The organism is Desulfurella amilsii, from assembly GCF_002119425.1.
GTDB classification, from domain to species: Bacteria; Campylobacterota_A; Desulfurellia; order Desulfurellales; family Desulfurellaceae; genus Desulfurella; species Desulfurella amilsii.
Map to the genome: position 1 here is coordinate 40,971 of NZ_MDSU01000001.1, position 22,312 is coordinate 63,282.

Sequence of the window (22,312 nt, forward strand, 5' to 3'; positions counted from 1 at the left end):
GTAGGTGTCAAAATGAAAAGGGTTATCTGGATAGCAATAATTATATGTGCAAGCGTTTTTTTTGTAGCTTATTTATTATTAAATAAAAATAAATCAACTTTAAATAATTCATCCAAAGAGGTGCTTGTTGCTAGTGTAAATGCTGTCCCAATTCAACTTAGAGCACTTTCAAGGGATATAGTAGCATACGGCATTATTGAATCTAAACCAGGAACAGCCAAAACCATTACTCTGAATTTTGATGCTACTATTAACAAAATGTATGTTATTGATGGTCAAAGTATAAACAAAGACCAACTGCTTTTTAGCGTAATTCCATCGCCTGCTACGCAATCTCAATTAATGCAAGCGGAAAATTCAGTAAAATTATCACAAGAAAATTTAAAAATCACCCAAGAAAAATTTAAACTTCATTTATTAACACAACAGGATATCTTGAATGCCCAAAATGCACTTAATCAAGCTGAAATTGTATATGAGAATTTGAAAAAAGTATACACAGATAAAGTTTACTCTCCCACAAACGGGGTTATAACAAAAATTAATTATACAGAGGGCGCTAATGTAGTAGCAGGCAGTCCAATTTTATCGGTAGCAAACACTAACAATATTGCTGTAAAATGTGGCGTAGAGCCAGAAGATGTTAATTTTTTAAAATTAGGTATGCCAGTTACAATATTTCTTATAGATTACAATAAAAACATTACAGGTAAAATTGTTTCTATATCCAATATTATTGATCCAGCGACTCATCTAATTAATGTTTATATTTCGCCTGATGCCAATGAAAGTCTTTTGCTAAATAGTTATGTAGAAGTAAGTATTCCCGTTTCTAAAAGTACAGGTTTTAGTGTTCCAAAATTGGCTCTTTTGTATGAAAATGGACACTACATTATTTATACTATAAAAAATGGCACAGCTAAAAAGCATATTGTTAATGTAGTTTTGAAAAATCAAAATTATGCTTTGATTACATCTTCTGAGATTACAGATAAAGACCTTGTTGTAACGCAGGGTGCGTATGAATTAAAAAATAATATGAGAGTGAAGGTTCAAAAATGAAATTTCAAGATCTTTTGTGGAGGAAAAGAAAAGCAATTATATTTTTAATTATTGTAACTGTATTTGGTGGTATTTTTGCAACATTTAAAACACCTGTTGCGCTTTTTCCAAATATAGAGTTTCCACGCATTAGAGTTATGGTAGATAGCGGTGATATTCCTGCAAATACTATGGTTATTGAAGTCACAAAAAAAATTGAGCAAGCCTTAAGGGCAGTACCAAATGTAGTGCATGTTAGATCAACTACAAGTAGAGGATCTGCAGAGTTTATGCTTGACTTTGGTTGGGGACAAAATATGAATGTCAATTTACTTAATGTTGAATCTACATTAAATGGCATTCTGCCAGAATTACCAAAAGGTAGTACGTTTCATGCAATCAGGATGTACCCCACTGTTTATCCTGCAATAGCATACAGTCTTACATCAAAAAATCATTCTTTGGTTGAGTTAAGAAACATTGCTTTATACGAGATAAAACCTTTGCTTTTAAATATCAAAGGTGTAGCTAATGTTCAAGTTGTAGGTGGCGATAAAGAAGAATACCATGTTTTAATTAACCCAATGAAGCTTTATACATATAATCTTACAATGGATGATGTAATAAAATCATTATCTAACTCAAATATTATTAGTGCAGTTGGCAGGCTTGAAGATTATTATAAGCTTTATTTAGTGGTATCTAAATCTCAGCTACATAATATAAAATCCATCGAAGATACCGTTTTGAAAACAAGCACGAACGGAATTGTGCGATTAAGTGATATAGCAGCGATAAAAAAATCTACCGTACCAAATTGGACAAAAGTTGTAGCAAATGGTCAAAATGCCGTTTTGGTGCAGATTATACAATCCCCGGGGGGTAATACTGTAAAAATTGCTCATGATGTTGGTAAGAAATTGCGCAAGTTTGAAAGTAAACTACCTAGTGGTATTAAGATTGCTAAATGGTATGACCAAAGTAAATTGATTATCTCTTCAGCGTATAGCCTAAGGGACGCTATTATAATTGGCATAATACTTGCTATAATTGTGGTGCTGGTTTTTTTAAGAAACTTAAAGATTACCGCAGTGCTCCTTATAAGTTTACCTACGATTTTGTTTTCCACAATATTATTGATTTATGTATTCAAAATGAGCTTCAACATCATGACTTTAGGTGGTATAGCAGCAGCAGTTGGTTTAGTTATCGATGATGTAATCGTAATGATTGAGTATATTATGCGCTATATTGAAGAGAACAAAGACTTAGAAATTTCAAAAGCTATACCCCGTGCTGTTAAAGATTTTTTAAAGCCTCTTTTGGGTTCATCTTTATCAACCACTGTAATTTTTATCCCATTTGCTTTTTTATCTGGCATAACAGGTGCTTTTTTTAAAACTTTATCCATTACTATGGCAATGAGTCTTATTATTTCTTTTTTAGTGACAGTAATTTTAGTACCTTTAATTGCAAGGAAACTGTTGATTAAAGGTACTAATCAAGAAAGAAAAAATACGCTTGTTGATTACTTAAATAAAATATATCAGAAAGCTATAAATTTTTCTTTTCGAAAACCATTGTATGTTTATTTGCTTGTTATAGCATTGATTGGGCTTGGTATATTCAGTTTCAAAAATATTGGAAGTGGATTTATGCCTTCTATGGACGAGGGCGGGTTTGTTTTAGATTATGTTACAAAACCAGGTACTTCGCTAAATGAAACGCAATATACTTTAAGCAAAATAGAAAAGATAATACAATCAAATAAATACGTACAAAATTACACTGCAAGAACAGGCTTGGGGTTAGGTGGTGGGTTAAACGAACCAAACACAGGAGATTTTTTTATTAAACTTAAACCCTTCCCCAGACCTTCTGTTGAGAATATAATGAATCAGATAAGAAATAAGATAGAAACAACAGTACCTGGTATACGCATAGACATGTCTCAGCTTATGGAAGACATGATAGGTGATTTAGTAGGAACACCATCTCCAATTGAAATAAAAATTTATTCCGATAATTATGCTCAATTACTAGCCCTTGCACCGAAAGCCGCAAATATAATATCTAAAGTCCCAGGTGTTGTAGATGTTAAAAGTGGTGTTGTGCTTGCTGGCGATGCTTTAAATATTGAAGTTAATCGCTCTAAAGCAGCAATAGAGGGCGTTGATCCAATGTATGTTACAAACCAGCTGTATCAATACCTAAATGGCGTCGATGCTACCTACATATTGGAAAGTCCAAAATTAATTGGCGTTAGAGTTTGGACACCGCAGGATTTTAGACAAAACATTACAGATATAGAAAATTTACCCATCCGTACACAAGATGGCAGGCTTATCCCTCTAAAGCGCATTGCAGATTTACATATAGTAACAGGTCAGCCAGAGATTGTTCATGATAACTTAAAAAATATGATAGCAGTGAGTGCAAGGATTAGCAATACAAGTTTAGGTCAGGCTGTAAATAGGGTTCAAAAGGTCTTAAATAAATCTCAAATTTTAAATACCAAGGGTGTGTATTACGAATTTGGCGGACTTTATGCTCAGCAAAAGAAAGCATTTGCAGGTTTGTCTATTGTGCTTATTAGCGCTGTTGTTTTAGTTTTTATAGTTTTGCTATTTTTATATGAGCAATTTTCTATGGCGTTTATAATTCTTTTGACCTCACTTTTGGCTTTAGCTGCGGATTTTATTGGCTTGTATATAACTCAAACACAATTAAACATAACATCGATAATGGGTCTTATTATGAGTGTTGGTATTAATACGGAAACGGCAATATTTTATGTAAGTGAGTATAAAGAGTATATTGAAAATAAAAGCAACATCGAAGCAATTATACATGCTGGCAAAAATAGAATGCGTCCCATTGTTATGTCCACTTTAATTGCAATACTTGCCCTAATGCCTATTGCTATAAATCTGGGGCATGGGTCTGACATGCTAAAGCCACTTGCTATTGCCATTATCTCTGGTTTATTAGCGCAACTTTTTATGGTGTTATTTTTTTTACCAACTACTTTGTTTAATATAGAAAAGTTTAAAAAGCGAAGCTCTTAAATTTGTGCAACAATTGTAGTATAATGCATGTAGCATGAGAGAGTTAGAAGACTTAAGTGTAGGGCACGTTATAAAATTAAAGCTTTGGTTTGATAATTATGCGGATAATATTATAAAAGATAATTTTAGCAAAAGACAAAGCCTTGGGTTAAAGCGTATACATACGCATAATGTTTGTAAAGAATCACTGAAAATTATGCAGCGTTACAGAAAAAATCAAAATTGCAGTCTTAGCTCATATATAATTGCGCTTTTCCATGATGTTGGCAGGTTTGAGCAGTATGTAAAATACAATACATTTAATGATGCAGTATCAAAAAATCATGCAGAACTTTCTATAAAAATCATGATGGAAAATGATTTATTGAAAAATGTTAATGATTACACAAAAAATATAATTATAGAAGCAATAGAAAATCATAATAAAGCATATTTACCGAAACTTAACGATCATAAGCTTATTTTTTTATCAAAAGTTGTTAGAGACGCCGATAAAATTGATATATATAGGATTATTACGCAAAATTACATTTCAGAAAAGCCCAACGATGCAGTAAATCTTGAATTATTAGCGTCTGTCGACATATCTGAGAATGTCTACAAAAATATATTAAATGGACAGTGCGTTAAATACGAAGATTTAAAAACGATAACCGACTTAAAAATATTGCACCTAAGCTGGGTATATGATATCAATTTTATTTACACATTTGAAAGAATAAAAAAAGAATTTTACTTGGAAAAGATTTACAATGTGCTACCAAAGAATAAAGATACGCAACTCATATATCAAAAAGTTAGGGACTTTATTGTTCAAAAGCTAAAAACAATGGATTAGTAGCTACGAAGAATTAACTTTAAAAAAGACACTTTCTTAAAAAAGAAGGGCAAAAAACCCTTCTTTTGGATAATTTCTTAAAATACAATATGGAACGGATTTGCATAGAAAATAATCAGCACAATAACAAGCATGTAGATAACAAGTGATTCAATCATAGCAAGACCAATCATCATAACGGTAAGTAACTTACCAGAAAGACTTGGGTTTCTGGCTGTACCTAATACTGTACCGTTAACTGCATGGCCTTGGCCAATACCGCCACCGCCTGCAGCTAAACCTAAACCTATAGCGCCACCCATAGCTACTAGCATATAGTATTCTTTAAGTGAGCTTGCAGCTTGTGGAGCTCCTGCTGCAAATGCTGGTACAGCAGCAAGTAGTAAAAGTGCTGTTAAGAATAAAACCTTACCCTTCATAAAACCTCCTCACAATAAAAAAATTGTTTACCCTTCATGGTGTGTTGCAACAGCATCTGCAATATAGAGTGTCGTAAGTAAGGGAAAGATAAATGATTGCAACACAGCAGCAAATAATATTAAAAACATAACTGGAATTGGCACAAGCGCGGGGACCAAAAAGAACAATACGGCCAAAAGTAAGTCATCGCCACCTATATTCCCAAAAAGCCTCACAGATAGTGATAAGATTCTTGCAAAATGACCAATTATTTCAACAGGTATCATTAATGGTGTAAGCCACCATACAGGCCCCATAAAGTGCTTTATGTATTTTAAACCATTGTGTTTTATACCTAGGTACTGGTAATAAACAAACACCAAAAAAGCCAAAGCAATTGTTGTATTCCAACTAGAAGTCGGCGGGACAAACCAAGGCACAAGCTCTACTATGTTTGAGAAAAATATAAATATACCAAGCGACGCTATAAGCTTGAAATGTTTTTTTGTTTCTTTTGGGCCAAGTATATCTTCGACAAAATTATACATACCAAATATAAATGCTTCTACCACATTTTGGAAACTAGAAGGCATAAACTTTAATGTTAAACGTACACTTATAGCTAAAACGATAATAACAAGCATAATAAACCATGTAAAAACCATAAAGTTTGGCACATGAAGCATGTTTGCTACAAACTCCAAAAAATTAGGTGCTTCCATTAACCCTCCCTATCTAACTTTTTTCCGTATAAAACAAAGTAAACGAAAACTGCAACAGGCATAATTGAAAAGCCTATTACTAAACCTACAAAGCTATACAAAAGCAATTTATAACTTAAAATAATCAAAACGGCAATAGCGATGAGTCTAGCTATATTTCCAAAGAAAGAAAACTTTCCCTTTTTGACCCACCCAAATGACATCCTTTTTAGTATAAACCAATCTATAACCGCTAACGCTCCACCCACCAAAACACCAACAAATAAAAAATTAATTACAAAAAATGCAACTAAAGACGCTATAAGATACAATATAACTAAAATAATTTCAAGTTTTTTTATCTGATTCATTTTTATTCATTTCGTCTTTATTTATTTTTTTTGTTCCTATGTATAAGTTTCTAAATGCTGCCGCAATACCAAGAAATAAAAAGGCAAGCAAAAGCCAGGGATGTGTTGATGGGAATCTCTTATCAAGAAAATAACCAATAAGACCGCCTATAAGTATAGAAAATACAAAGCTCATTCCAATTGTTGAGGCATCGTATAGATTTTTATACAAGTCTTTGTTGTTTTTTTTCATACTATGAATTTTGCGTCTTTAAGTTCTTTAAATATTTCTTCTGCAGCATTAATTGTTATTTCAATATCTTTTTTTGTGTGTGCCGTTGATAAAAAGTTTGCTTCAAATTGAGAAGGGGCAAAATATATACCGCGCTTAATCATACCTAAAAAGAAATTTTTGAATAGTCGTTCATTTGATTTTAATACTTCGGGATAATTTGTGGGCTTATTTTCTGTAAAGAAAAATGTAAAACATGATCCAAAAGAATTTTCGCTCAATGGTATATCGTATGTATTTGCAAGACCCATTGTTCTTGAAACCAAAATTTGTGTGTTTAATTTCAATTGATTGTATGGATTTGTATTTTTTAGCATGTCAAGCGTCGCAATACCTGCTTGCACTGCAATGGGGTTTCCTGATAGTGTGCCAGCTTGATATACTGGCCCTTCTGGACTGACAAGACTCATGATGTCTCTATTGCCTCCATACATAGCAAGGGGAAATCCTCCGCCGATTATTTTGCCTAATATTGTCAAGTCGGGTTTTATATTTTCTAACGTTTGTATACCACCATAACACGCGCGAAAGCCTGTTATAACCTCATCAAAAATAAGCAAGCTATTATACTGATATGTAATATCTCGCAAAAATTGCAAAAAACCAGGTTTTGGTAATACTACACCCATATTTGCAGCAATTGGCTCAACTATTACGCACGCTATGGTGTGTCCGTAGTCTTGAAAGATTTTCTTAACAGCGTCAAAGTCGTTGTACTCGCAAATCAACGTGTGTTTTGCAATATCTTCTATAACACCCTTGCTTGTTGGCACGCCAAATGTGGCAGCACCAGAGCCAGCACCTACAAGCATTCCATCATAGTGTCCATGGTAACAGCCTTTAAATTTAAGACAGTTTTCCCTTTGCGTAAACCCTCTGGCAAGCCTAATAGCACTCATTACAGCTTCTGTGCCTGAATTAACAAAGCGCGTTAGCTCTACTGAGTCAAAAGTCTCTACTATCCTTTTTGCAAGATCAACTTCTGCTTTTGTGCAAGCGCCGTATGTAAAGCCATTTTCTAAGGCTGCTTTTACTTTATTTACGATAGTGTTGTTTGCATGCCCAAGTATATTTGGTCCAAAACTCGAAACATAATCGATAAATTGTCTATCATCTTCACTGTATAGGTATGCGCCTTTTGCGTTTTTGATGAAAATTGGGTCAATACCAACGCTTTTAAATGCCCTAACGGGGCTATTAACACCACCTACAATGTATTTTTTTGCCTCTTCGAATAATTTCTTGCTTTCGTCAAACATTTTTACCTCAAAAAACTAAAGAAATATTCACCGTCTTCACCCAAAAAACTCACTTTTCTTTCTGGGTGCGGCATTAAGCCTAATATATTACCTTTTTTGTTGCAAATACCCGCGATACTTTCAATACTACCATTTGGGTTCGCATGTGTGTTTATATTCCCACTATTATCGCAATATTTAAAAACAATTCTATTTTCGTCGTTTAGTTTTTTTAATGTTGACCCATCGCAGTAAAAATTGCCTTCTTTATGTGCAATGGGCATTTGTAAAACTTCTTTTTCAATGTTTTGTGTTAATTTACATATAGACGTTAGCAATTTTATATAAACTTGTCTGTGTATAAATCGCAAATTTGTATTTGTAATAAGCGCCCCATCGAGTAAGTGGATTTCGGTTAACACTTGAAAACCATTGCAGATACCTAATATATATCCGCCATATTTATCAAAATCAAGGAGCGCTCTAGCAAGTTTTGTAAACTTTGCCAGTGCGCCTGCCCTTAAATAATCCCCGTAAGAAAAACCACCCGGTAGAATAATACAATCGAACTCTTTTAGATTTGTTTCTTCATGCCAAATAAATTTTGTTTTAGCACCCATGTATTGTGCTGCAAAATCGCAATCATAATCGCAGTTTGTGCCCAAAAATCTAACTATCCCTACTTTCATAAATTATCTCATAATCCTCTATTATTTCGTTTGAAAGTATTTTAGATGCAAGCTGTTCAATGATATCTTTCACATTTTCATGTTCAATTTCTATTTCAAAATACTTTCCTGATTTAATTTCACTAAATTCTACGCCAAAATAGTTGTTTGCAACTTTTTTTATAGCGTTGCCCTGTGGATCTGAAACGCCTTTTTTAGGTTTTACGATAATTGTTGCTTTCATTTTTTTACTCGTTTTACGCAAAAATTAATACTATTAGTATTGCTACTATGTTAATAATTTTTATCATAGGGTTAATAGCAGGTCCTGCCGTATCTTTTAGCGGGTCTCCGACTGTGTCGCCAGTTACAGCGGCCTTGTGTGCCTCGCTACCTTTGCCACCAAGATTGCCATCTTCTATATATTTTTTAGCATTATCCCATGCCCCACCACCGCTTGTCATTGATACAGCCAAAAAGAAGCCTGTAACAATAGAGCCAATAGACATCGCACCCAGTGTAACAGGTCCAAACAAGAAATAAACAATTATTGGCGCAAGTAAAGGTATGAGTCCTGGAGCTACCATTTTTTTAATTGATGCTTTTGTTACGATATCAACGCAAGCTGCATAATCGGGCTTTGCTTTTCCTTCTAATATACCTTTGATTTCCCTAAATTGCCTTCTAACTTCTTCCACCATTAAGCCACCCGTTTGTCCAACTGCTTCCATTGACATAGCGCCAAAATAAAATGGTAGCAGACCACCAAGCAATAAGCCTACTATAACGTATGGATTACTTAAATCAAAACTTGTTAAATGTCCACCTATATTTGATGAACTTAAAACCCTTGTATACTCAGCAAATAAAACCAATGCAGCAAGTGCAGCAGAACCTATTGCAAAGCCTTTTGTCACAGCCTTTGTGGTGTTGCCCACAGCATCTAGTGGATCTGTAACTTTTCTTACCGATTCATCTAGTTCAGCCATTTCGGCTATACCACCAGCGTTATCGGTGATTGGTCCATATGAGTCTATGGATATTATGATACCAGTTAAAGACAACATTGAAGCAGCAGCAATACCTATGCCATACAAACCGGCTAATTGAAATGCAAAGTATGTTGTAAGTGCAATTACAATAGCTGGCAGTGCTGGCGCTTTATACATTACAGACATACCCTGAATAATATTAGTTGCATGGCCTGTAACGGAGGATTTTGCTATTGATTTTACTGGCTTAAAACTGTAGGATGTATAATATTCTGTAATTACCATAATAAGCCCAGTAAGTATCATACCAAGCACGCTTGTAATAAAAATATTTATTGTTGGATATTGTCCAATTGTTTGTGGTATAAAACTATTCATTGCAAACCATATTGCAATAAGTGAAATAATGGCTGTTGCCACTAGACCTTTGTAAAACGCCCCCATGATATTACCAGATTTTCCTACATTAACAAAGAAAGTACCAATTATACCAGCAACTGATGCAATTGACACGATAAGCAGTGGAAGCATGCCAGCAATACCCATTAGATTCTTTGGATCAAACAAAGAATGCCCCAAAATCATAGCAGCTACTGTAGTAACTGTAAATGTTTCAAAAACGTCTGCTGCCATACCTGCGCAATCACCTACGTTGTCACCCACATTATCTGCTATAACGGCTGGGTTTCTTGGGTCATCCTCTGGTATTCCAGCTTCAACTTTACCTACAAGGTCTGCGCCAACATCGGCTGCTTTTGTGTAAATACCACCGCCAAGCCTTGCAAAAACACTAATTAAACTTGTACCAAAAGCTAAGCCAATTAAGGCCTTTATGGTATGATCAACCGAATTTCCTAATAAATAAACTGATATATAGTAAAAACCAGCGATTGCCAAAAGCCCAAAACCCGTAACCAAAAAACCCGTTACAGAAGCCCCTGTAAATGATAATCTTAAAGCTTTTTTTAAACCTTCTTTAGCAATATTTGCTGTTCTTACATTGCTTTTTACAGAAACTACCATGCCAATAAACCCGGCAAGGCCTGATAAAAATGCGCCAAGCAAATACCCCATAGCAGTAAGTAGGCCAAAATGACTTGACACAGATCCTAATGCCCACAAAATAGCAAAAATTACAATCGCAACTATTGCTATGTATCTATACTCTCTTGCTAGAAAAGCGTAGGCACCTTCTTGTATAGCTTTTGCTATATCTTTCATGCGCTGCGTCCCTTCTTCTTTTGACATAACTAAATAGGCGCTAATAACAGCGTAAATAATCGAAACCAAAGAACTACCAAAAGCAATTAGCAAAATAGCTTTTGCTACATCCATCCAAAAACCTCCTCTAACTATTAATGATATTTTTTATTTGCAAAGCAAAAGTTTGATAATCAATATTTGCAACACTACACAACCACTCAAGCATTTTTATATCATAACTGCATGTTTTGTCTGGTTGTAAAAAAAGCGTATTTACAATGATACCGCTTGCAAGCAGCAAAGCTATTTTTTTATCCGGAGTAACATTATGCGTTAACAATTCATCCGCTATTATTGCAGCCGTTGCACCAAAGGGTTCTATTCTATATCGTGTTAGACTTGAAGTTTTTATATCTCCAAGTCTATGATGATCTATTATTTCTAATACTTCAGAATCAAAAGTACCCTCTGGTGCATTAATAGAATCAGAATGATCTATTAATATTACCGTTCTTTTTGAATATTTTATAATATCAGTCCTTGTAATAATACCAAGTATATTGCCAAGTGGGTTTAGGACTATAACAGCACGACTTTTTGAGCTATAGACTTTTTCTGTAATATCTTTTACGAATTCTCCTTCTTGAACAACAGAAGGATTTTTATCCGCTATAGTAAAAATGGATGCACTCCACTCTACAAGCCCAGCTGTTGCAAATGAACCGTACAAAGATAAAATAATTGCAACCTGATTTTTCTTTGCTAAATCTATAATTTCTTTTGATGGTTTTGCATTGTTTGAAATAATTAAACATTTAATGCCAATTTCAACAGCCTTCTTTTGTATATCATGCCTATTTGCTACGATTAATATGACATTGCGAGGATCAAAGTTTTGTATTTCTTCTAGAAAACTATTGGCATCCATTGTACCCAAAATTACATTTGCTAAAAATTCTTCATCACTAAAGGGGTCATTTAAAATTTTGCCATCTAATGACTTTGAAATTAAACTAATTTTAGTTTTTATTTTTCTAAATATGTCTGGTATTATAGTAGATATACTTTTTCTTGCAATATCTAGCATGTCTATAGATCCGCAAAATTTATTTTCTTCGTCTACTATAGGTACGATTCTTAAATCCTTTTTTAGCATTAATTTAAAAACATCGGTTATAGGTGCGTTTTTTTCTACAGTAATAATACCTTGTGTCATAATATCGCAAACCTTTAGATTTAGATTTGTGATGAAATTTGGTAAAGATATATTTAAATAGCTTAAAACTTTTTGCGTTTCTACGTTAATGCTTCCACTTGCGCAGGCAATGTATTCATTTTCATTTGAAATTTTATTTTTTAAGTAAGCGTACCCAATACATGAAGCTATACTATCTAAATCAGGATTTTTTCTTCCTATTACAAAAATATGTTTTGCACTTCTCATAAGCTTTCTCCTTTTTTATAACTCAAAGCCGATATTACCATAAATGAAAGAATTTGTAAATTATTAGAACATTATTTTTTTTGGAAATTTCCCTTGAAATTATTACTCAATTGTGATTTAATTTTTCCAACTTACAGGAATGTGGTGGTTTAATGCGCTTAAAAGATAATGTGATTTTGCAATCAGCACTATTAATGCTTGGTTTTGGGGTATTAATTGGTGTTTTATTTCCTTTTTTTAGTGATGTAGTATTGGCGCTGCCAAAAACAAAAGTTTATACGACTGCTTTTTTTGTTGTATGCATAATAGCTGGCATAATTGTTGGCTTCATTGGTTTCCTAATAATAAAAATCACAATTATAAAAAGATTAGGAAACCTAAAAGACAAGATCAATACAATTTCAACAAATATACAAAATTACATAGAAGGTAAAATCAAGTATGTAGAGACATGTACAGATTGTTTTGTTGAAAGCAATAAGGATGTTTATGAGTTAGGCATTAAATATAATTTGTTCATTAGTATCATTAGACAATTTTTCTGGCAGTATCAAAAAAGTGATGAGTTTTATTTAAATCTTAGTGAGTCTTTAGAAATAAAAGAACTTAATAATACTTTTGCTAAATTTATTACTGATAACTTCAATTGCCTTGGTATTGAAATTTTTAACTTGGATAAAACGGGCAATGTAGGCATAGTGTATAGTTATTTAGCAAGGCAAGATCTTTCTGAGAATAAAAAAGAGTCAATCAAAAACATATTGGAAAAAGGTCAATTGGTACGCTTTCAAAACCCAAGTATTGAGGTCAGCATTGCAGTGGTATCTATTAAACCCAAAGAGGTTATATTTATACCAATAGAAACAAAAAAAAGTGAAAGTTATTTAGTTGTATTTTATTTTGATATATACTTAAAACCAGATGATATAAACTTTTTTAAACGATTGATGTATCAATATTCTTTGGCTTTAGAGCGATCCCTTGCGTATGAGCATATGCAAGGGATCGCTGCTATTGATGAGCTTACTGGTATTTATAACAGAAGATTTGGCATGCTTAGGCTCTCAGAAGATTATTCAAGGGCAAAACGCTTTAGTAGCCCATTTTATGTTATGATGTTTGATATAGACCATTTTAAAGACATTAATGATGCGTTTGGCCACCAAACGGGCGATTATATATTAGAACAAGTAGCAAAAATCATAAAGAGTTTATTAAGAATAGAGGATGTTTTATTGCGCTATGGCGGAGATGAATTTGTAGCAGGACTAATATGCAAATTTGAAAATGTTTTAGAAAAGGCACAAAGTATAAGAAATGCTATAGAAAAACAAATTTTTTTATTTAGTGATTTAGAAATCAAAGTTACAATTTCGGTTGGTATTTCAAAAAGCCAGCCAAGCGATGAGGTAAAGCTCGAAAGCCTTATCAAAGAATCGGATGAGGCTTTGTATAATGCTAAAGGCGCCGGACGCAATAGAGTGTGTGCGAAATGATTTTTTTGTTGAATATTTAACAAAGTTTTCGTTTTTTTAAAATGGAAATTTTTTATGTATGGAGGTTGTTGTGAAACGTTTCTATAAACACTTTTTTAGTGTGTTTTTTGCATTGGGATTAGTTTTTTATTTATCATCTTGCGCTACCGTTATGAGTGGGATTGAGAATACGAAACTACAAACTCAAGCCAAAATGAGCAATACTATTTTCTTAAACCCAGTTAGTCCAGCTCAAAAAACAATATATGTGCAGGTTCGCAATACATCACAGGTGCCAATGCCAGATTTGAAAGCTATGGTTATACAAAAATTACAGACAAATGGCTACCGCATTGTTGAAGACCCGCAACAAGCCCACTATTGGCTTCAAGCTAATGTATTGTATATGGGCAAACAAACCCAATTTGCCACATTTGATGGAGCACTTGCTGGAGGTTTTGGTGGCGCTTTGGCTGGTGTTGCAATTGGACAAGGCTATGGGAAAGGTGCTGCTGCATTAGGTGGTGCTGCAGTGGGTTCTTTACTTGGCGCAGCAGTGGGCAGTGCTATTCATGTTGATACCTATTTGGGTGTAGTTGATGTTCAAGTATCAGAGAGAGTAAATGGCACAATTAAACAAACTGTAACTTCAAATTACTCTCAAGGTGAATCAGGCCCTGTTGCTGGTGCAACCATAACGCATAAATCAAGTGGTAGCTATAACAGTAACGCAAATTACACACAAGGCACATACGGCACTAATTCAACTACACAAATTCAAGAAAACAAAGAAGGTACACAAATTTCAAGCCAGTATGAAAAAGAGTCAAATTATCAAGCTTCCCGAACAAGAATTGCGGTTGAAGCAAAGCAAACTAACATGGATTTAAAAAAAGTTACACCTGACATTGAAAATCTTATTTCAAACGAGATTGCAGGTATATTCTAGGTTTAGAGGCTAAATAGCTTCTAAACCTTTTTAATTAGATTGAAAATTAACAGTAAAAATGATAAAAATGGTGCATGTATTATGACTTTTCATTGCTGTCTTACCTTGCTTACCGTTTAATTTTACAAAACGATGTTTTGGTAGTCTTAAAAGACAATTTTGAAGCTAAAAATTTATATGAATCGCTAATTTTTTTTAGAGATTATTTTAGTATCAATGCCGTGATAAGTTTTTTTGAAGGCTATAGTATTGGGGCAGTCTCTTCTATTGCACCTTCCAAAGAAACGATTAAAAATCGCATAAATGCGCTATCTAACCTTAAAAATCAAAACAAAAATCACTTTTTAATAGCAAGCCTCGAAGCACTAATGCAGCCTACAATTAAAGAAGAAAGTTTTATTTTGCATGAGGTTGAAAAAAACAAAAGCATAGATAGAAAGGCTTTTATTGAGCTTTTAGCGAGATTTTACTATGAATTTACAACAAATGTTGAAGAGCTAGGTCAATATTCTATGCGTGGCAGCATTGTAGATTGTTTTGTGCCTATCTATGATAAGCCTCTAAGACTTGATTTTTTTGGTGATACGATTGACGATATAAGAACATTTTACCCACTAAATCAAACTACACACGAAAAAATTGATAGGGCTAATATTACATATGCGAAAGAATACTGCTATAATTATAATGAAGATGAGTTTGGTTTTTCGCTAATTGATGAAAGCATAAGGGGTTATGTTTTAGATTATGCAATAGTTAAAAAACTTAAAAAACATTGCTATTTTGATGAGCGATCATTGGAATTTGTTTTAAAAAAAGCCAGCTTAGATAAAAATCTTTACGATTTGCGTATATTAAATGAAGCAGCAACGGATGCTTTATCGTTTATCAATGAGTTTGAAAGTGTTTTTGCTCCAAGTTCACAGCCAGACCAAAAATTAGATTATCTTATAAGATTGTCAAAATCAATGAAGGTTGTCATTGCTTGTGCAAGCGATTACCGTGTGGAAAAGCTAAAAAGCATTCTTGAGTCAAAGGTTTCTGATATTTCACTAAATAGAGATAAAGGTATTTTGTTAAGCAGAGGCTATTTGAAAAGAGGTTTTAAGTTAAAGGATATCGCATTTGTTAGTTTTGAAGAAATTTTTGGCGTACCAGTTCAAAAAGACCAGGAAATACAGCCCAAGGCACAAATGGTACAGTTTCAAAAAGACAAGCTTATTGCTCACAAAAATTATGGTATCGGCATATACAGAGGTATTAAAACCATGCAGGTTGAGGGTGCTTTGATGGATTTTTTTGAAATTGAGTATGCAAACCAAGACAAAGTATATGTGCCTGTGACAAACGCAGACTGTTTATTTGAGTACGAAGGAGCAGCCCAGATTGATTCACTGAACTCAAAATCATGGCATACAAGAAAAGAAAATGCATCTAAAGCCATAAAGAAAATCCTTACAGAACTTGTAAATATTTATGCTAAAAGAAAAATACTTACCCGTACGCCATACAATACAGACTTGCTTGAGATTAAAGAATTTGAAGCGGAATTTGAGTATGAGGAAACCCAAGATCAGCTCCAGGCGATTGAGGATGTAAAAAACGATATGTGCACTTATCGGCCAATAGAGAGGTTGATTTGTGGCGATGTTTCGTTTGGCAAAACAGAAGTAGCAATGAGAGCTGCAGCTATAGCTTGCTTTAATGGAAGGCAAACTGTGGTCATTGCGCCCACTACTATTCTTTCTTTGCAACATTACAATACTTTTTGTGAGCGATTTGCTAATTTTCCTGTAAAAATAGCACTTTTGAATAGTTTTACAAAAAAATCAGAAAAAGAAAAAATAAAAAGTTCTCTTGAAGATGGTCAGATTGATATATTAATTGCGACGCACTCTGTTTATTTTGCAGATATAAATTTTAAAAATTTAAGCCTCGTAATTGTTGATGAAGAACAACACTTTGGTGTAAAAATTAAAGAGTATTTTAAACAAAAATACGAGTCCATCGATATGTTATACCTTTCTGCAACGCCTATTCCTCGTACGCTAAATATGGCAATTAACTCGATTATGGGAATTAGTGTTATAAAGACAGCCCCTCTTTCAAGAAAACACATACAAACATACGTACTTAAACAAACGGATAAAGTCATAAAAGAAGCGATAGAAAGGGAGCTTTTCCGTGATGGTAGTGTGTTCTTTGTTCACAATAGAATTGAAACAATCTATAAAATAAAAGAACACCTTGATCGGTTGTTGCCGGATTGCCAAAAGCATGTTATTCACTCAAAATTGCCAAAAAATGAGATAAAGAAAATTATTACAGATTTTGCAAATGGCAAGTTTCCTATTCTGATATCTACATCTATTATTGAATCGGGTTTGAATTTGAAGCATGTAAACACGATTATTATAACCCAGGCGCAAAATTTTGGCTTAAGCGACTTATATCAGCTAAGAGGTAGGGTAGGGCGCTCTGATATAGAAGCTTTTGCATATTTGCTCTACGATACTCAACTTAGCGAACAAGCCTTAACGCGGCTTGACACGCTAAGGCAATATATGCAAAGAGGTTTGGGTTTTAATATTGCCCTTAAAGACTTAGAAATTAGAGGCGCAGGCAATATTTTGGGAAAAGATCAAAGCGGCAACATAAAAGCTCTTGGGTATGATTTATATGTTGAGTTAACACAGGAAGCATTATCGCAAATATCAAATGAGAAAACCGAGCGCGATGTCGAGATAAAATTTATCGATAATCTATACATACCCGCCTGGTATATAGATGATAATGAAAAAACAGCTGTTTACACGCTTATTTCAAAAGCAAAAAATGAAGAAGAGTTAAGTAGCATAAAAAACTACATTGAAGATAAATATGGCAAACTTCCAAAATTAGTTTCAAAACTCATTGAAATTAGTATAATAAAACTGTATGCTAAAAAATCTTTTGTAAAAAGTTTAATGTTTGGCCCAAAAGGTGTTTCGGTGCAATTTTATATCGATGCAAAAATTGATACAGATAAATTAATAAAACAGGTTAATACATTAAAGGGTAAATTTTTGGGTGAGACAGCAGTTTTTTTAGATATTGACAAAGATAACTTAAATGTGCTAAAAAACTTCTTGATTAATATTGTATAAATTGATATTCTATAAAAAGGAGTACGTATGAAAAAATTTTTAGTATTTATTGTAGCTACTATTTTTTTTGTTAGCATAGCTAAAGCTGAAATAATAGATAAAATTATGGCAACAGTAAATGATAGGCCCATAACAACGTATGATTTAAAGGAACTTGCCCCATTTTATCATGCCAAAGATGAAAAGCAGTTGCTCAATGATGTTATAGATGATTATGTAATTGAAGATATTGCAAAAAAAGAGGGCATTGCGCTTACTGATGAAGATATTAATCAGTTTATTGAAAATGTTGCTAAAAATAACAAGCTTACAAAAGACCAATTAGAAGAAAAAATTAAACAGCAAGGCTTAAGCTATGATTATTATAAGGAATTTGCAAAATTCAACGCATATAAACTAAAAGTTATGCAAAAGGTTTTCGCCCCTACAATTCAAATTGATGAGCAAGAAATTAAAAACTTTTATAACAATCATTCAAATTTGTTTAATCAAAGTACTGTTGTTTTAGACATTATTAAAACGAGCAATAAAGCTGATACTGAGGATGCTATGAAACAGCTTCAGCTTGGAGCTAGTTTTGATAGCGTAAAAGAAAAATATTCAATAGACAAAAGTGAACCTAAAAAAGTTTATGTAGCTGATATAAATAAACAATTGCAAGGTATTATAGAAAAGATGCAGGTAGATCAGATTAGTCCGATTATTGAATCAAGTAACGGTTATTTTATCATTAAAGTATTAGATAAAAAAGATGTCAATTTGCCTTTTGATGAAGTAAAAGATAAAATTAGAAACTTGCTGTTTGAGGAAAAACTGCAAGAGAGATTTGCCAGCTGGCTAAATGGTATTAAAAGCTCTATGGATATAAGCATTTTTAATGAGAATTGATCTTTTTTTAAAACAATCGCGTATTGTTAAAAGACGTACGCTTGCAAAACAGATGTGCGATGATGGTTTTGTTTTTTTAAATGATAAAAAGGCCAAAGCGCAAAGTGATGTAAAAACAAACGATACCATCACAATATACTTTTCTTTAAAGAAAGTTACATACAAAGTGCTTGATGTACCAGAAAGGGTTTTAAGCAAATCCCAATCTAGCTTGCTGTATGAGGTATTAAGTGAGGAATTTTATGAAAAGTAAACCAATTGTTGGCATAAGCATGGGAGATGCAGCAGGTATTTCACCAGAAATTATAATAAAATACTTTCTTTACGGGAAAAAAGCTAACCTCAAGTTAGTTGTTTTTGGCGCAAGCAATGTATTTGAATTTTACAAAAAATTGTTTGATTTAAACTTTAAGATTAAGGTGATAGAAAATTTAAATAATTTAGATGATGATGCACTCAATGTTTTTAATTGTACAAGTTTAAACCCAAAAGACATAGTTGTTGGTCAAATAGATAAAGAATATGGCAAACTATCATTTGAATCAATAAATTATGCCATAGATATGGCACTTGAAAATAAAATTGATGCGTATGTAACAGGACCTATAAACAAAAAGGCTATGAATTTAGCTGGATTCGATTACCCAGGTCATACAGAAATTTTGGCCAAAAAAACTAATACAAAGAATTATGTTATGATGCTTGGATATAGAAAATTTAGAGTATCGCTTGTTACCACGCATGTGAGTTTAAGGGATGTAAGTGATTTAATTACAAAAGAGCGTGTGTTTAATACTATTTTAATTAGCCACAAAGATTTAGTTGAAAAATTTGGCATAAAAAACCCAAAAATATTAGTTAGTTCACTAAACCCTCATAACTCAGAAGATGGCATGTTTGGAGATGAGGAGAAAAAAGAGATTATGCCTGCTGTTGAACAAGCAAAAAAAATGGGCATAGATGTAGTAGGCTCAATTGCCGCAGACACTACATTTTTGCCTCAAAATAGAAAGATATACGATTTGTTTATTAGCATGTACCATGATCATGGATTGAGTGTATTGAAAGCGCTTTATTTTGATAAAAGCGTAAATGTTACTCTGGGTTTGCCTATCATTAGAACATCTCCAGACCATGGCAGTGCATTTGACATTGCTGGCAAGTTTAAAGCAAGCTACCAAAGTATGCAAGAAGCGATACTTCAAGCCTATAATATGATCGAATGCAGGCAAAAAAGTCACTAGGTCAGCATTTTTTGCACGACAAAAGCGTCATTTGGCGCATTGTATCTTTAATTGATGAGCCTTGTTTGGTTTTAGAAATTGGACCTGGCGGGGGGGCGCTGACAGAAGGCTTATTAGAAAAAAGCTTTAGTGTAGATGCGGTTGAGTTTGATAAAGATATGGTTGAGTATTTAAAAGAAAAGTTTAAGGATAGCGGTAGACTAAATATTATCGAGGCTGATGCCACAACATACAGACTTGATAAAAGTTACTGCGTGATGGGTAATTTGCCATACAATGTATCAAAGAAAATTATTGTTAATATGATTAATCAAAAGAATTTTGTTAAAAAGATGATTTTGATGGTTCAAAAGGAAGTAGCAGATACTATAATTGCACAACCGAAAACAAAAGAATATTCAAAGTTTAGTATTTTTGTACAGATTTTTTGTAAAGTTAGAAGAGTTTTTGATGTGCAAGCTAGTGCATTTAAACCACCCCCAAAGGTAATATCCAGCGTTGTTGAGCTTGTGCCTTATGAGGTTAGCTTATTTAATGAGCCGCCAGAAAGTGATTTTTTTGACTTTCTAAAAAAATTCTTTGCCCAACCAAACAAAACTATCAGAAACAATCTAAAGGGATATATTACTGTTCAATACTTAAATGAGAATTTAATCTTGAATACAAGACCTAGGCAGGTGGGTATTCAAGAAATATATAAATTTTATAAATACTTAAAGGAGAGAAAATGGGTATAAATGTTATACCACTTGGAGGATTATCCGAAATTGGCTTAAACTGCACAGTAATTGAGGACAAAACAAATGCTATTTTAATTGACGCTGGATTAATGTTCCCAGAAGAAGACATGCTGGGCGTAGATATGGTAATACCGGATCTTAGCTATGTGTATGATAATGCAAGTAAATTTAAAGCTTTGTTTTTGACTCATGCCCACGAAGACCATTTGGGAGCGATACCTTATTTGCTTGAAAAGATTAAGCTTCCTGTGTATGGCACAAAATTTACATTGGGTATCTTACAAAAAAAACTCGATGAGTTTAAGATAACAGATGCTCAGTTAATAGAAATTGAAACAAAAAAGATTTATAAAGTGGGTAATTTTAAAATTGAACCTATCTTAATGACACACTCGATAATTGGTGGTGTGGGTTTTGCAATTGAAACTTCAGCAGGTATAATTCTGCATACTGGCGATTTTAAGATTGATCAGACGCCTGTAGATGGAAAACCTATAGATTTAGCCCGTCTTGCATATTATGGTGAAAAAGGGGTCAAATTGCTTTTAAGCGATAGCACAAATGCCTTAAATGAAGGTTTTACAAAGTCTGAGAAAAAAGTTGGAGAGGCATTTTATAATTTATTCAAAGAAGTAAAAGGTAGGATTATAGTTGTAACATTTGCTTCTAATATTCACAGAGTCCAGCAAATTATAGATGTGGCTTCTTTGACGAATAAAAAAGTCTGTATAATGGGGAAAAGCATGGTGAGAAACACAAATATATCAAAAGAATTGGGTTTTTTGAATGATCCCAAAGCTTGCATAATTGAAGAGTCTCAATTGGCTGATTATCCCGACGATAAATTAATTATTGTTACAACAGGCTCTCAAGGTGAACCTATGAGTGGTCTATCAAGAATCGCATCCAAAGAGCACCAGAAAATTAGAGTCAAACCTACAGATACATTTATCATATCAGCAAAGCCAATTCCTGGTAACGAAAAAGCCGTTTATAGGATAATAAACACACTATTAAAAGAAGGAGCAAAAATTTACCATGATAAGAACTCAGAAGTACATGTGTCAGGCCATGCTTCAAAAGATGAATTAAAAATCATTCTTGGAATCACAAAACCAAAATATTTTATACCCATTCATGGCGAATATATGATGCGTGTAGCTCACAGGGACATAGCAATTGATGTAGGTATAAATAAAGACAATATATTTATGCTTGACAACGGCGATGTGTTTGAGCTAAACGATAATGTTAAGTCTACAAAAAAGGTGTCTGCAGGACGAGTATTTGTTGACGGCAAAGGTGTTGGAGATGTGGAAGATGTAGTTATAAGAGATCGAATGCAGTTGTCCACAGATGGCTTTGTCATAGTGATTTTGGCTTTTGACAGCTCCAGTGGAGAATTGATAAGTGGACCGGATATTATCACAAAGGGGCTAACTTACGAAGAAAGGTCAAAAAAATTGATTAGCGAAGCTACAAGTATGGTAAAAAATCTTGTGAGTCAATGTGATTTGAATGTTAACATGGATTCTTTAGAATTAAAGAAAAAAATCAGAAAAGCACTAAATAAATTTTTATACAAAAAACTCATGCGCAACCCCATGGTTTTACCTATTGTAATGGAGGTTTGATT

20 protein-coding genes are annotated in these 22,312 nt (G+C 33.4%); 11 read left to right on the top strand and 9 right to left on the bottom strand.

Translation table 11 applies throughout. The features are described from left to right. Nucleotides 1–12 precede the first annotated feature (12 nt). Genes DESAMIL20_RS00225 through DESAMIL20_RS00235 form a run of 3 tightly spaced genes read left to right on the top strand, consistent with a single transcriptional unit; the run spans nucleotide 13 to nucleotide 4,947 of the window. Nucleotides 13–1,062 carry an efflux RND transporter periplasmic adaptor subunit gene (locus DESAMIL20_RS00225; protein WP_086032871.1) on the top strand — a complete coding sequence of 350 codons (1,050 nt, stop codon included), beginning with the start codon at nucleotides 13–15 and terminating at the stop codon, nucleotides 1,060–1,062. Continuing rightward, entirely contained in the window at nucleotides 1,059–4,109 is a 3,051-nt protein-coding gene (locus tag DESAMIL20_RS00230) for an efflux RND transporter permease subunit (protein ID WP_086032872.1), read from the top strand. Before DESAMIL20_RS00225 ends, DESAMIL20_RS00230 begins: the two co-directional genes overlap by 4 nt. A 34-nt stretch (nucleotides 4,110–4,143) precedes the next feature. Next, nucleotides 4,144–4,947, top strand: a complete 804-nt coding sequence (locus DESAMIL20_RS00235; RefSeq protein WP_086032873.1) for an HD domain-containing protein — start codon at nucleotides 4,144–4,146, stop codon at nucleotides 4,945–4,947. Between the two features lie 77 nt (nucleotides 4,948–5,024). Here DESAMIL20_RS00235 and DESAMIL20_RS00240 read toward each other — a convergent pair whose 3' ends face one another. Genes DESAMIL20_RS00240 through DESAMIL20_RS00280 form a run of 9 tightly spaced genes read right to left on the bottom strand, consistent with a single transcriptional unit; the run spans nucleotide 5,025 to nucleotide 12,234 of the window. Next, the gene (locus tag DESAMIL20_RS00240) at nucleotides 5,025–5,366 is read right to left on the bottom strand and encodes an ATP synthase subunit c family protein (RefSeq protein WP_086032874.1); all 342 of its coding nucleotides are present in this window, start codon (nucleotides 5,364–5,366) and stop codon (nucleotides 5,025–5,027) included. 27 nt (nucleotides 5,367–5,393) lie between these two features. After that, complete coding sequence (gene atpB / locus DESAMIL20_RS00245) at nucleotides 5,394–6,068, bottom strand: F0F1 ATP synthase subunit A (protein ID WP_086032875.1); 675 nt, start codon at nucleotides 6,066–6,068, stop codon at nucleotides 5,394–5,396. Then, nucleotides 6,068–6,418 (bottom strand): hypothetical protein, encoded by a 351-nt coding sequence (locus DESAMIL20_RS00250; protein WP_086032876.1) that lies wholly within the window; start codon nucleotides 6,416–6,418, stop codon nucleotides 6,068–6,070. Before DESAMIL20_RS00250 ends, atpB begins: the two co-directional genes overlap by 1 nt. Then, nucleotides 6,396–6,650: an AtpZ/AtpI family protein gene (locus DESAMIL20_RS00255; protein ID WP_086032877.1), complete on the bottom strand. Its 255-nt coding sequence runs from the start codon at nucleotides 6,648–6,650 to the stop codon at nucleotides 6,396–6,398. The genes DESAMIL20_RS00250 and DESAMIL20_RS00255 overlap by 23 nt, the downstream gene beginning before the upstream one ends. Then, the gene (hemL, locus tag DESAMIL20_RS00260; RefSeq protein WP_086032878.1) at nucleotides 6,647–7,948 is read right to left on the bottom strand and encodes a glutamate-1-semialdehyde 2,1-aminomutase; all 1,302 of its coding nucleotides are present in this window, start codon (nucleotides 7,946–7,948) and stop codon (nucleotides 6,647–6,649) included. Before hemL ends, DESAMIL20_RS00255 begins: the two co-directional genes overlap by 4 nt. A 2-nt stretch (nucleotides 7,949–7,950) precedes the next feature. Beyond that, nucleotides 7,951–8,616, bottom strand: coding sequence for a phosphoribosylformylglycinamidine synthase I (purQ, locus tag DESAMIL20_RS00265; RefSeq protein ID WP_086032879.1), 666 nt, complete (start codon nucleotides 8,614–8,616; stop codon nucleotides 7,951–7,953). Next, on the bottom strand, nucleotides 8,597–8,839 hold the full coding sequence (gene purS / locus DESAMIL20_RS00270) for a phosphoribosylformylglycinamidine synthase subunit PurS (protein WP_086032880.1): 243 nt from the start codon (nucleotides 8,837–8,839) through the stop codon (nucleotides 8,597–8,599). Before purS ends, purQ begins: the two co-directional genes overlap by 20 nt. Nucleotides 8,840–8,852: 13 nt before the next feature. Further along, nucleotides 8,853–10,922 carry a sodium-translocating pyrophosphatase gene (locus DESAMIL20_RS00275; protein WP_086032881.1) on the bottom strand — a complete coding sequence of 690 codons (2,070 nt, stop codon included), beginning with the start codon at nucleotides 10,920–10,922 and terminating at the stop codon, nucleotides 8,853–8,855. 13 nt (nucleotides 10,923–10,935) lie between these two features. Then, nucleotides 10,936–12,234 (bottom strand): DRTGG domain-containing protein, encoded by a 1,299-nt coding sequence (locus tag DESAMIL20_RS00280; RefSeq protein ID WP_086032882.1) that lies wholly within the window; start codon nucleotides 12,232–12,234, stop codon nucleotides 10,936–10,938. 152 nt (nucleotides 12,235–12,386) lie between these two features. Between DESAMIL20_RS00280 and DESAMIL20_RS00285 the strand changes: the two genes are divergently transcribed. The 8 genes from DESAMIL20_RS00285 (at nucleotide 12,387) to DESAMIL20_RS00320 (ending at nucleotide 22,310) form a co-directional block, all read left to right on the top strand. Beyond that, nucleotides 12,387–13,730 (top strand): GGDEF domain-containing protein, encoded by a 1,344-nt coding sequence (locus DESAMIL20_RS00285; protein ID WP_086032883.1) that lies wholly within the window; start codon nucleotides 12,387–12,389, stop codon nucleotides 13,728–13,730. A 70-nt stretch (nucleotides 13,731–13,800) separates the two neighbouring features. Continuing rightward, nucleotides 13,801–14,658, top strand: a complete 858-nt coding sequence (locus DESAMIL20_RS00290; protein ID WP_158090463.1) for a complement resistance protein TraT — start codon at nucleotides 13,801–13,803, stop codon at nucleotides 14,656–14,658. A gap of 74 nt (nucleotides 14,659–14,732) precedes the next feature. Continuing rightward, nucleotides 14,733–17,804, top strand: a complete 3,072-nt coding sequence (locus tag DESAMIL20_RS00295; protein ID WP_086032885.1) for a helicase-related protein — start codon at nucleotides 14,733–14,735, stop codon at nucleotides 17,802–17,804. A 27-nt stretch (nucleotides 17,805–17,831) separates the two neighbouring features. Continuing rightward, nucleotides 17,832–18,692 carry a peptidyl-prolyl cis-trans isomerase gene (locus tag DESAMIL20_RS00300; RefSeq protein ID WP_086032886.1) on the top strand — a complete coding sequence of 287 codons (861 nt, stop codon included), beginning with the start codon at nucleotides 17,832–17,834 and terminating at the stop codon, nucleotides 18,690–18,692. Next, entirely contained in the window at nucleotides 18,682–18,945 is a 264-nt protein-coding gene (locus tag DESAMIL20_RS00305; protein WP_086032887.1) for an RNA-binding S4 domain-containing protein, read from the top strand. The genes DESAMIL20_RS00300 and DESAMIL20_RS00305 overlap by 11 nt, the downstream gene beginning before the upstream one ends. Continuing rightward, nucleotides 18,935–19,936, top strand: a complete 1,002-nt coding sequence (gene pdxA / locus DESAMIL20_RS00310) for a 4-hydroxythreonine-4-phosphate dehydrogenase PdxA (RefSeq protein WP_086032888.1) — start codon at nucleotides 18,935–18,937, stop codon at nucleotides 19,934–19,936. The genes DESAMIL20_RS00305 and pdxA overlap by 11 nt, the downstream gene beginning before the upstream one ends. Then, the gene (gene rsmA / locus DESAMIL20_RS00315; RefSeq protein ID WP_086032889.1) at nucleotides 19,915–20,673 is read left to right on the top strand and encodes a 16S rRNA (adenine(1518)-N(6)/adenine(1519)-N(6))-dimethyltransferase RsmA; all 759 of its coding nucleotides are present in this window, start codon (nucleotides 19,915–19,917) and stop codon (nucleotides 20,671–20,673) included. The genes pdxA and rsmA overlap by 22 nt, the downstream gene beginning before the upstream one ends. Then, the gene (locus DESAMIL20_RS00320; RefSeq protein WP_086032890.1) at nucleotides 20,664–22,310 is read left to right on the top strand and encodes a ribonuclease J; all 1,647 of its coding nucleotides are present in this window, start codon (nucleotides 20,664–20,666) and stop codon (nucleotides 22,308–22,310) included. The genes rsmA and DESAMIL20_RS00320 overlap by 10 nt, the downstream gene beginning before the upstream one ends. Nucleotides 22,311–22,312 lie beyond the last annotated feature (2 nt).

Coding starts and splice junctions, on each gene's coding strand:
- purS (WP_086032880.1), bottom strand. CDS start 8,839: ATGAAAGCAACAATTATCGTAAAACCTAAAAAAGGCGTTTCAGATCCA.
- DESAMIL20_RS00295 (WP_086032885.1), top strand. CDS start 14,733: ATGTATTATGACTTTTCATTGCTGTCTTACCTTGCTTACCGTTTAATT.
- pdxA (WP_086032888.1), top strand. CDS start 18,935: ATGAAAAGTAAACCAATTGTTGGCATAAGCATGGGAGATGCAGCAGGT.
- DESAMIL20_RS00235 (WP_086032873.1), top strand. CDS start 4,144: ATGAGAGAGTTAGAAGACTTAAGTGTAGGGCACGTTATAAAATTAAAG.
- rsmA (WP_086032889.1), top strand. CDS start 19,915: ATGCAGGCAAAAAAGTCACTAGGTCAGCATTTTTTGCACGACAAAAGC.
- DESAMIL20_RS00230 (WP_086032872.1), top strand. CDS start 1,059: ATGAAATTTCAAGATCTTTTGTGGAGGAAAAGAAAAGCAATTATATTT.
- DESAMIL20_RS00240 (WP_086032874.1), bottom strand. CDS start 5,366: ATGAAGGGTAAGGTTTTATTCTTAACAGCACTTTTACTACTTGCTGCT.
- DESAMIL20_RS00255 (WP_086032877.1), bottom strand. CDS start 6,650: ATGAAAAAAAACAACAAAGACTTGTATAAAAATCTATACGATGCCTCA.
- DESAMIL20_RS00285 (WP_086032883.1), top strand. CDS start 12,387: ATGCGCTTAAAAGATAATGTGATTTTGCAATCAGCACTATTAATGCTT.
- DESAMIL20_RS00225 (WP_086032871.1), top strand. CDS start 13: ATGAAAAGGGTTATCTGGATAGCAATAATTATATGTGCAAGCGTTTTT.
- DESAMIL20_RS00305 (WP_086032887.1), top strand. CDS start 18,682: ATGAGAATTGATCTTTTTTTAAAACAATCGCGTATTGTTAAAAGACGT.
- purQ (WP_086032879.1), bottom strand. CDS start 8,616: ATGAAAGTAGGGATAGTTAGATTTTTGGGCACAAACTGCGATTATGAT.
- DESAMIL20_RS00300 (WP_086032886.1), top strand. CDS start 17,832: ATGAAAAAATTTTTAGTATTTATTGTAGCTACTATTTTTTTTGTTAGC.
- DESAMIL20_RS00250 (WP_086032876.1), bottom strand. CDS start 6,418: ATGAATCAGATAAAAAAACTTGAAATTATTTTAGTTATATTGTATCTT.
- DESAMIL20_RS00320 (WP_086032890.1), top strand. CDS start 20,664: ATGGGTATAAATGTTATACCACTTGGAGGATTATCCGAAATTGGCTTA.
- DESAMIL20_RS00275 (WP_086032881.1), bottom strand. CDS start 10,922: ATGGATGTAGCAAAAGCTATTTTGCTAATTGCTTTTGGTAGTTCTTTG.
- atpB (WP_086032875.1), bottom strand. CDS start 6,068: ATGGAAGCACCTAATTTTTTGGAGTTTGTAGCAAACATGCTTCATGTG.
- DESAMIL20_RS00280 (WP_086032882.1), bottom strand. CDS start 12,234: ATGAGAAGTGCAAAACATATTTTTGTAATAGGAAGAAAAAATCCTGAT.
- hemL (WP_086032878.1), bottom strand. CDS start 7,948: ATGTTTGACGAAAGCAAGAAATTATTCGAAGAGGCAAAAAAATACATT.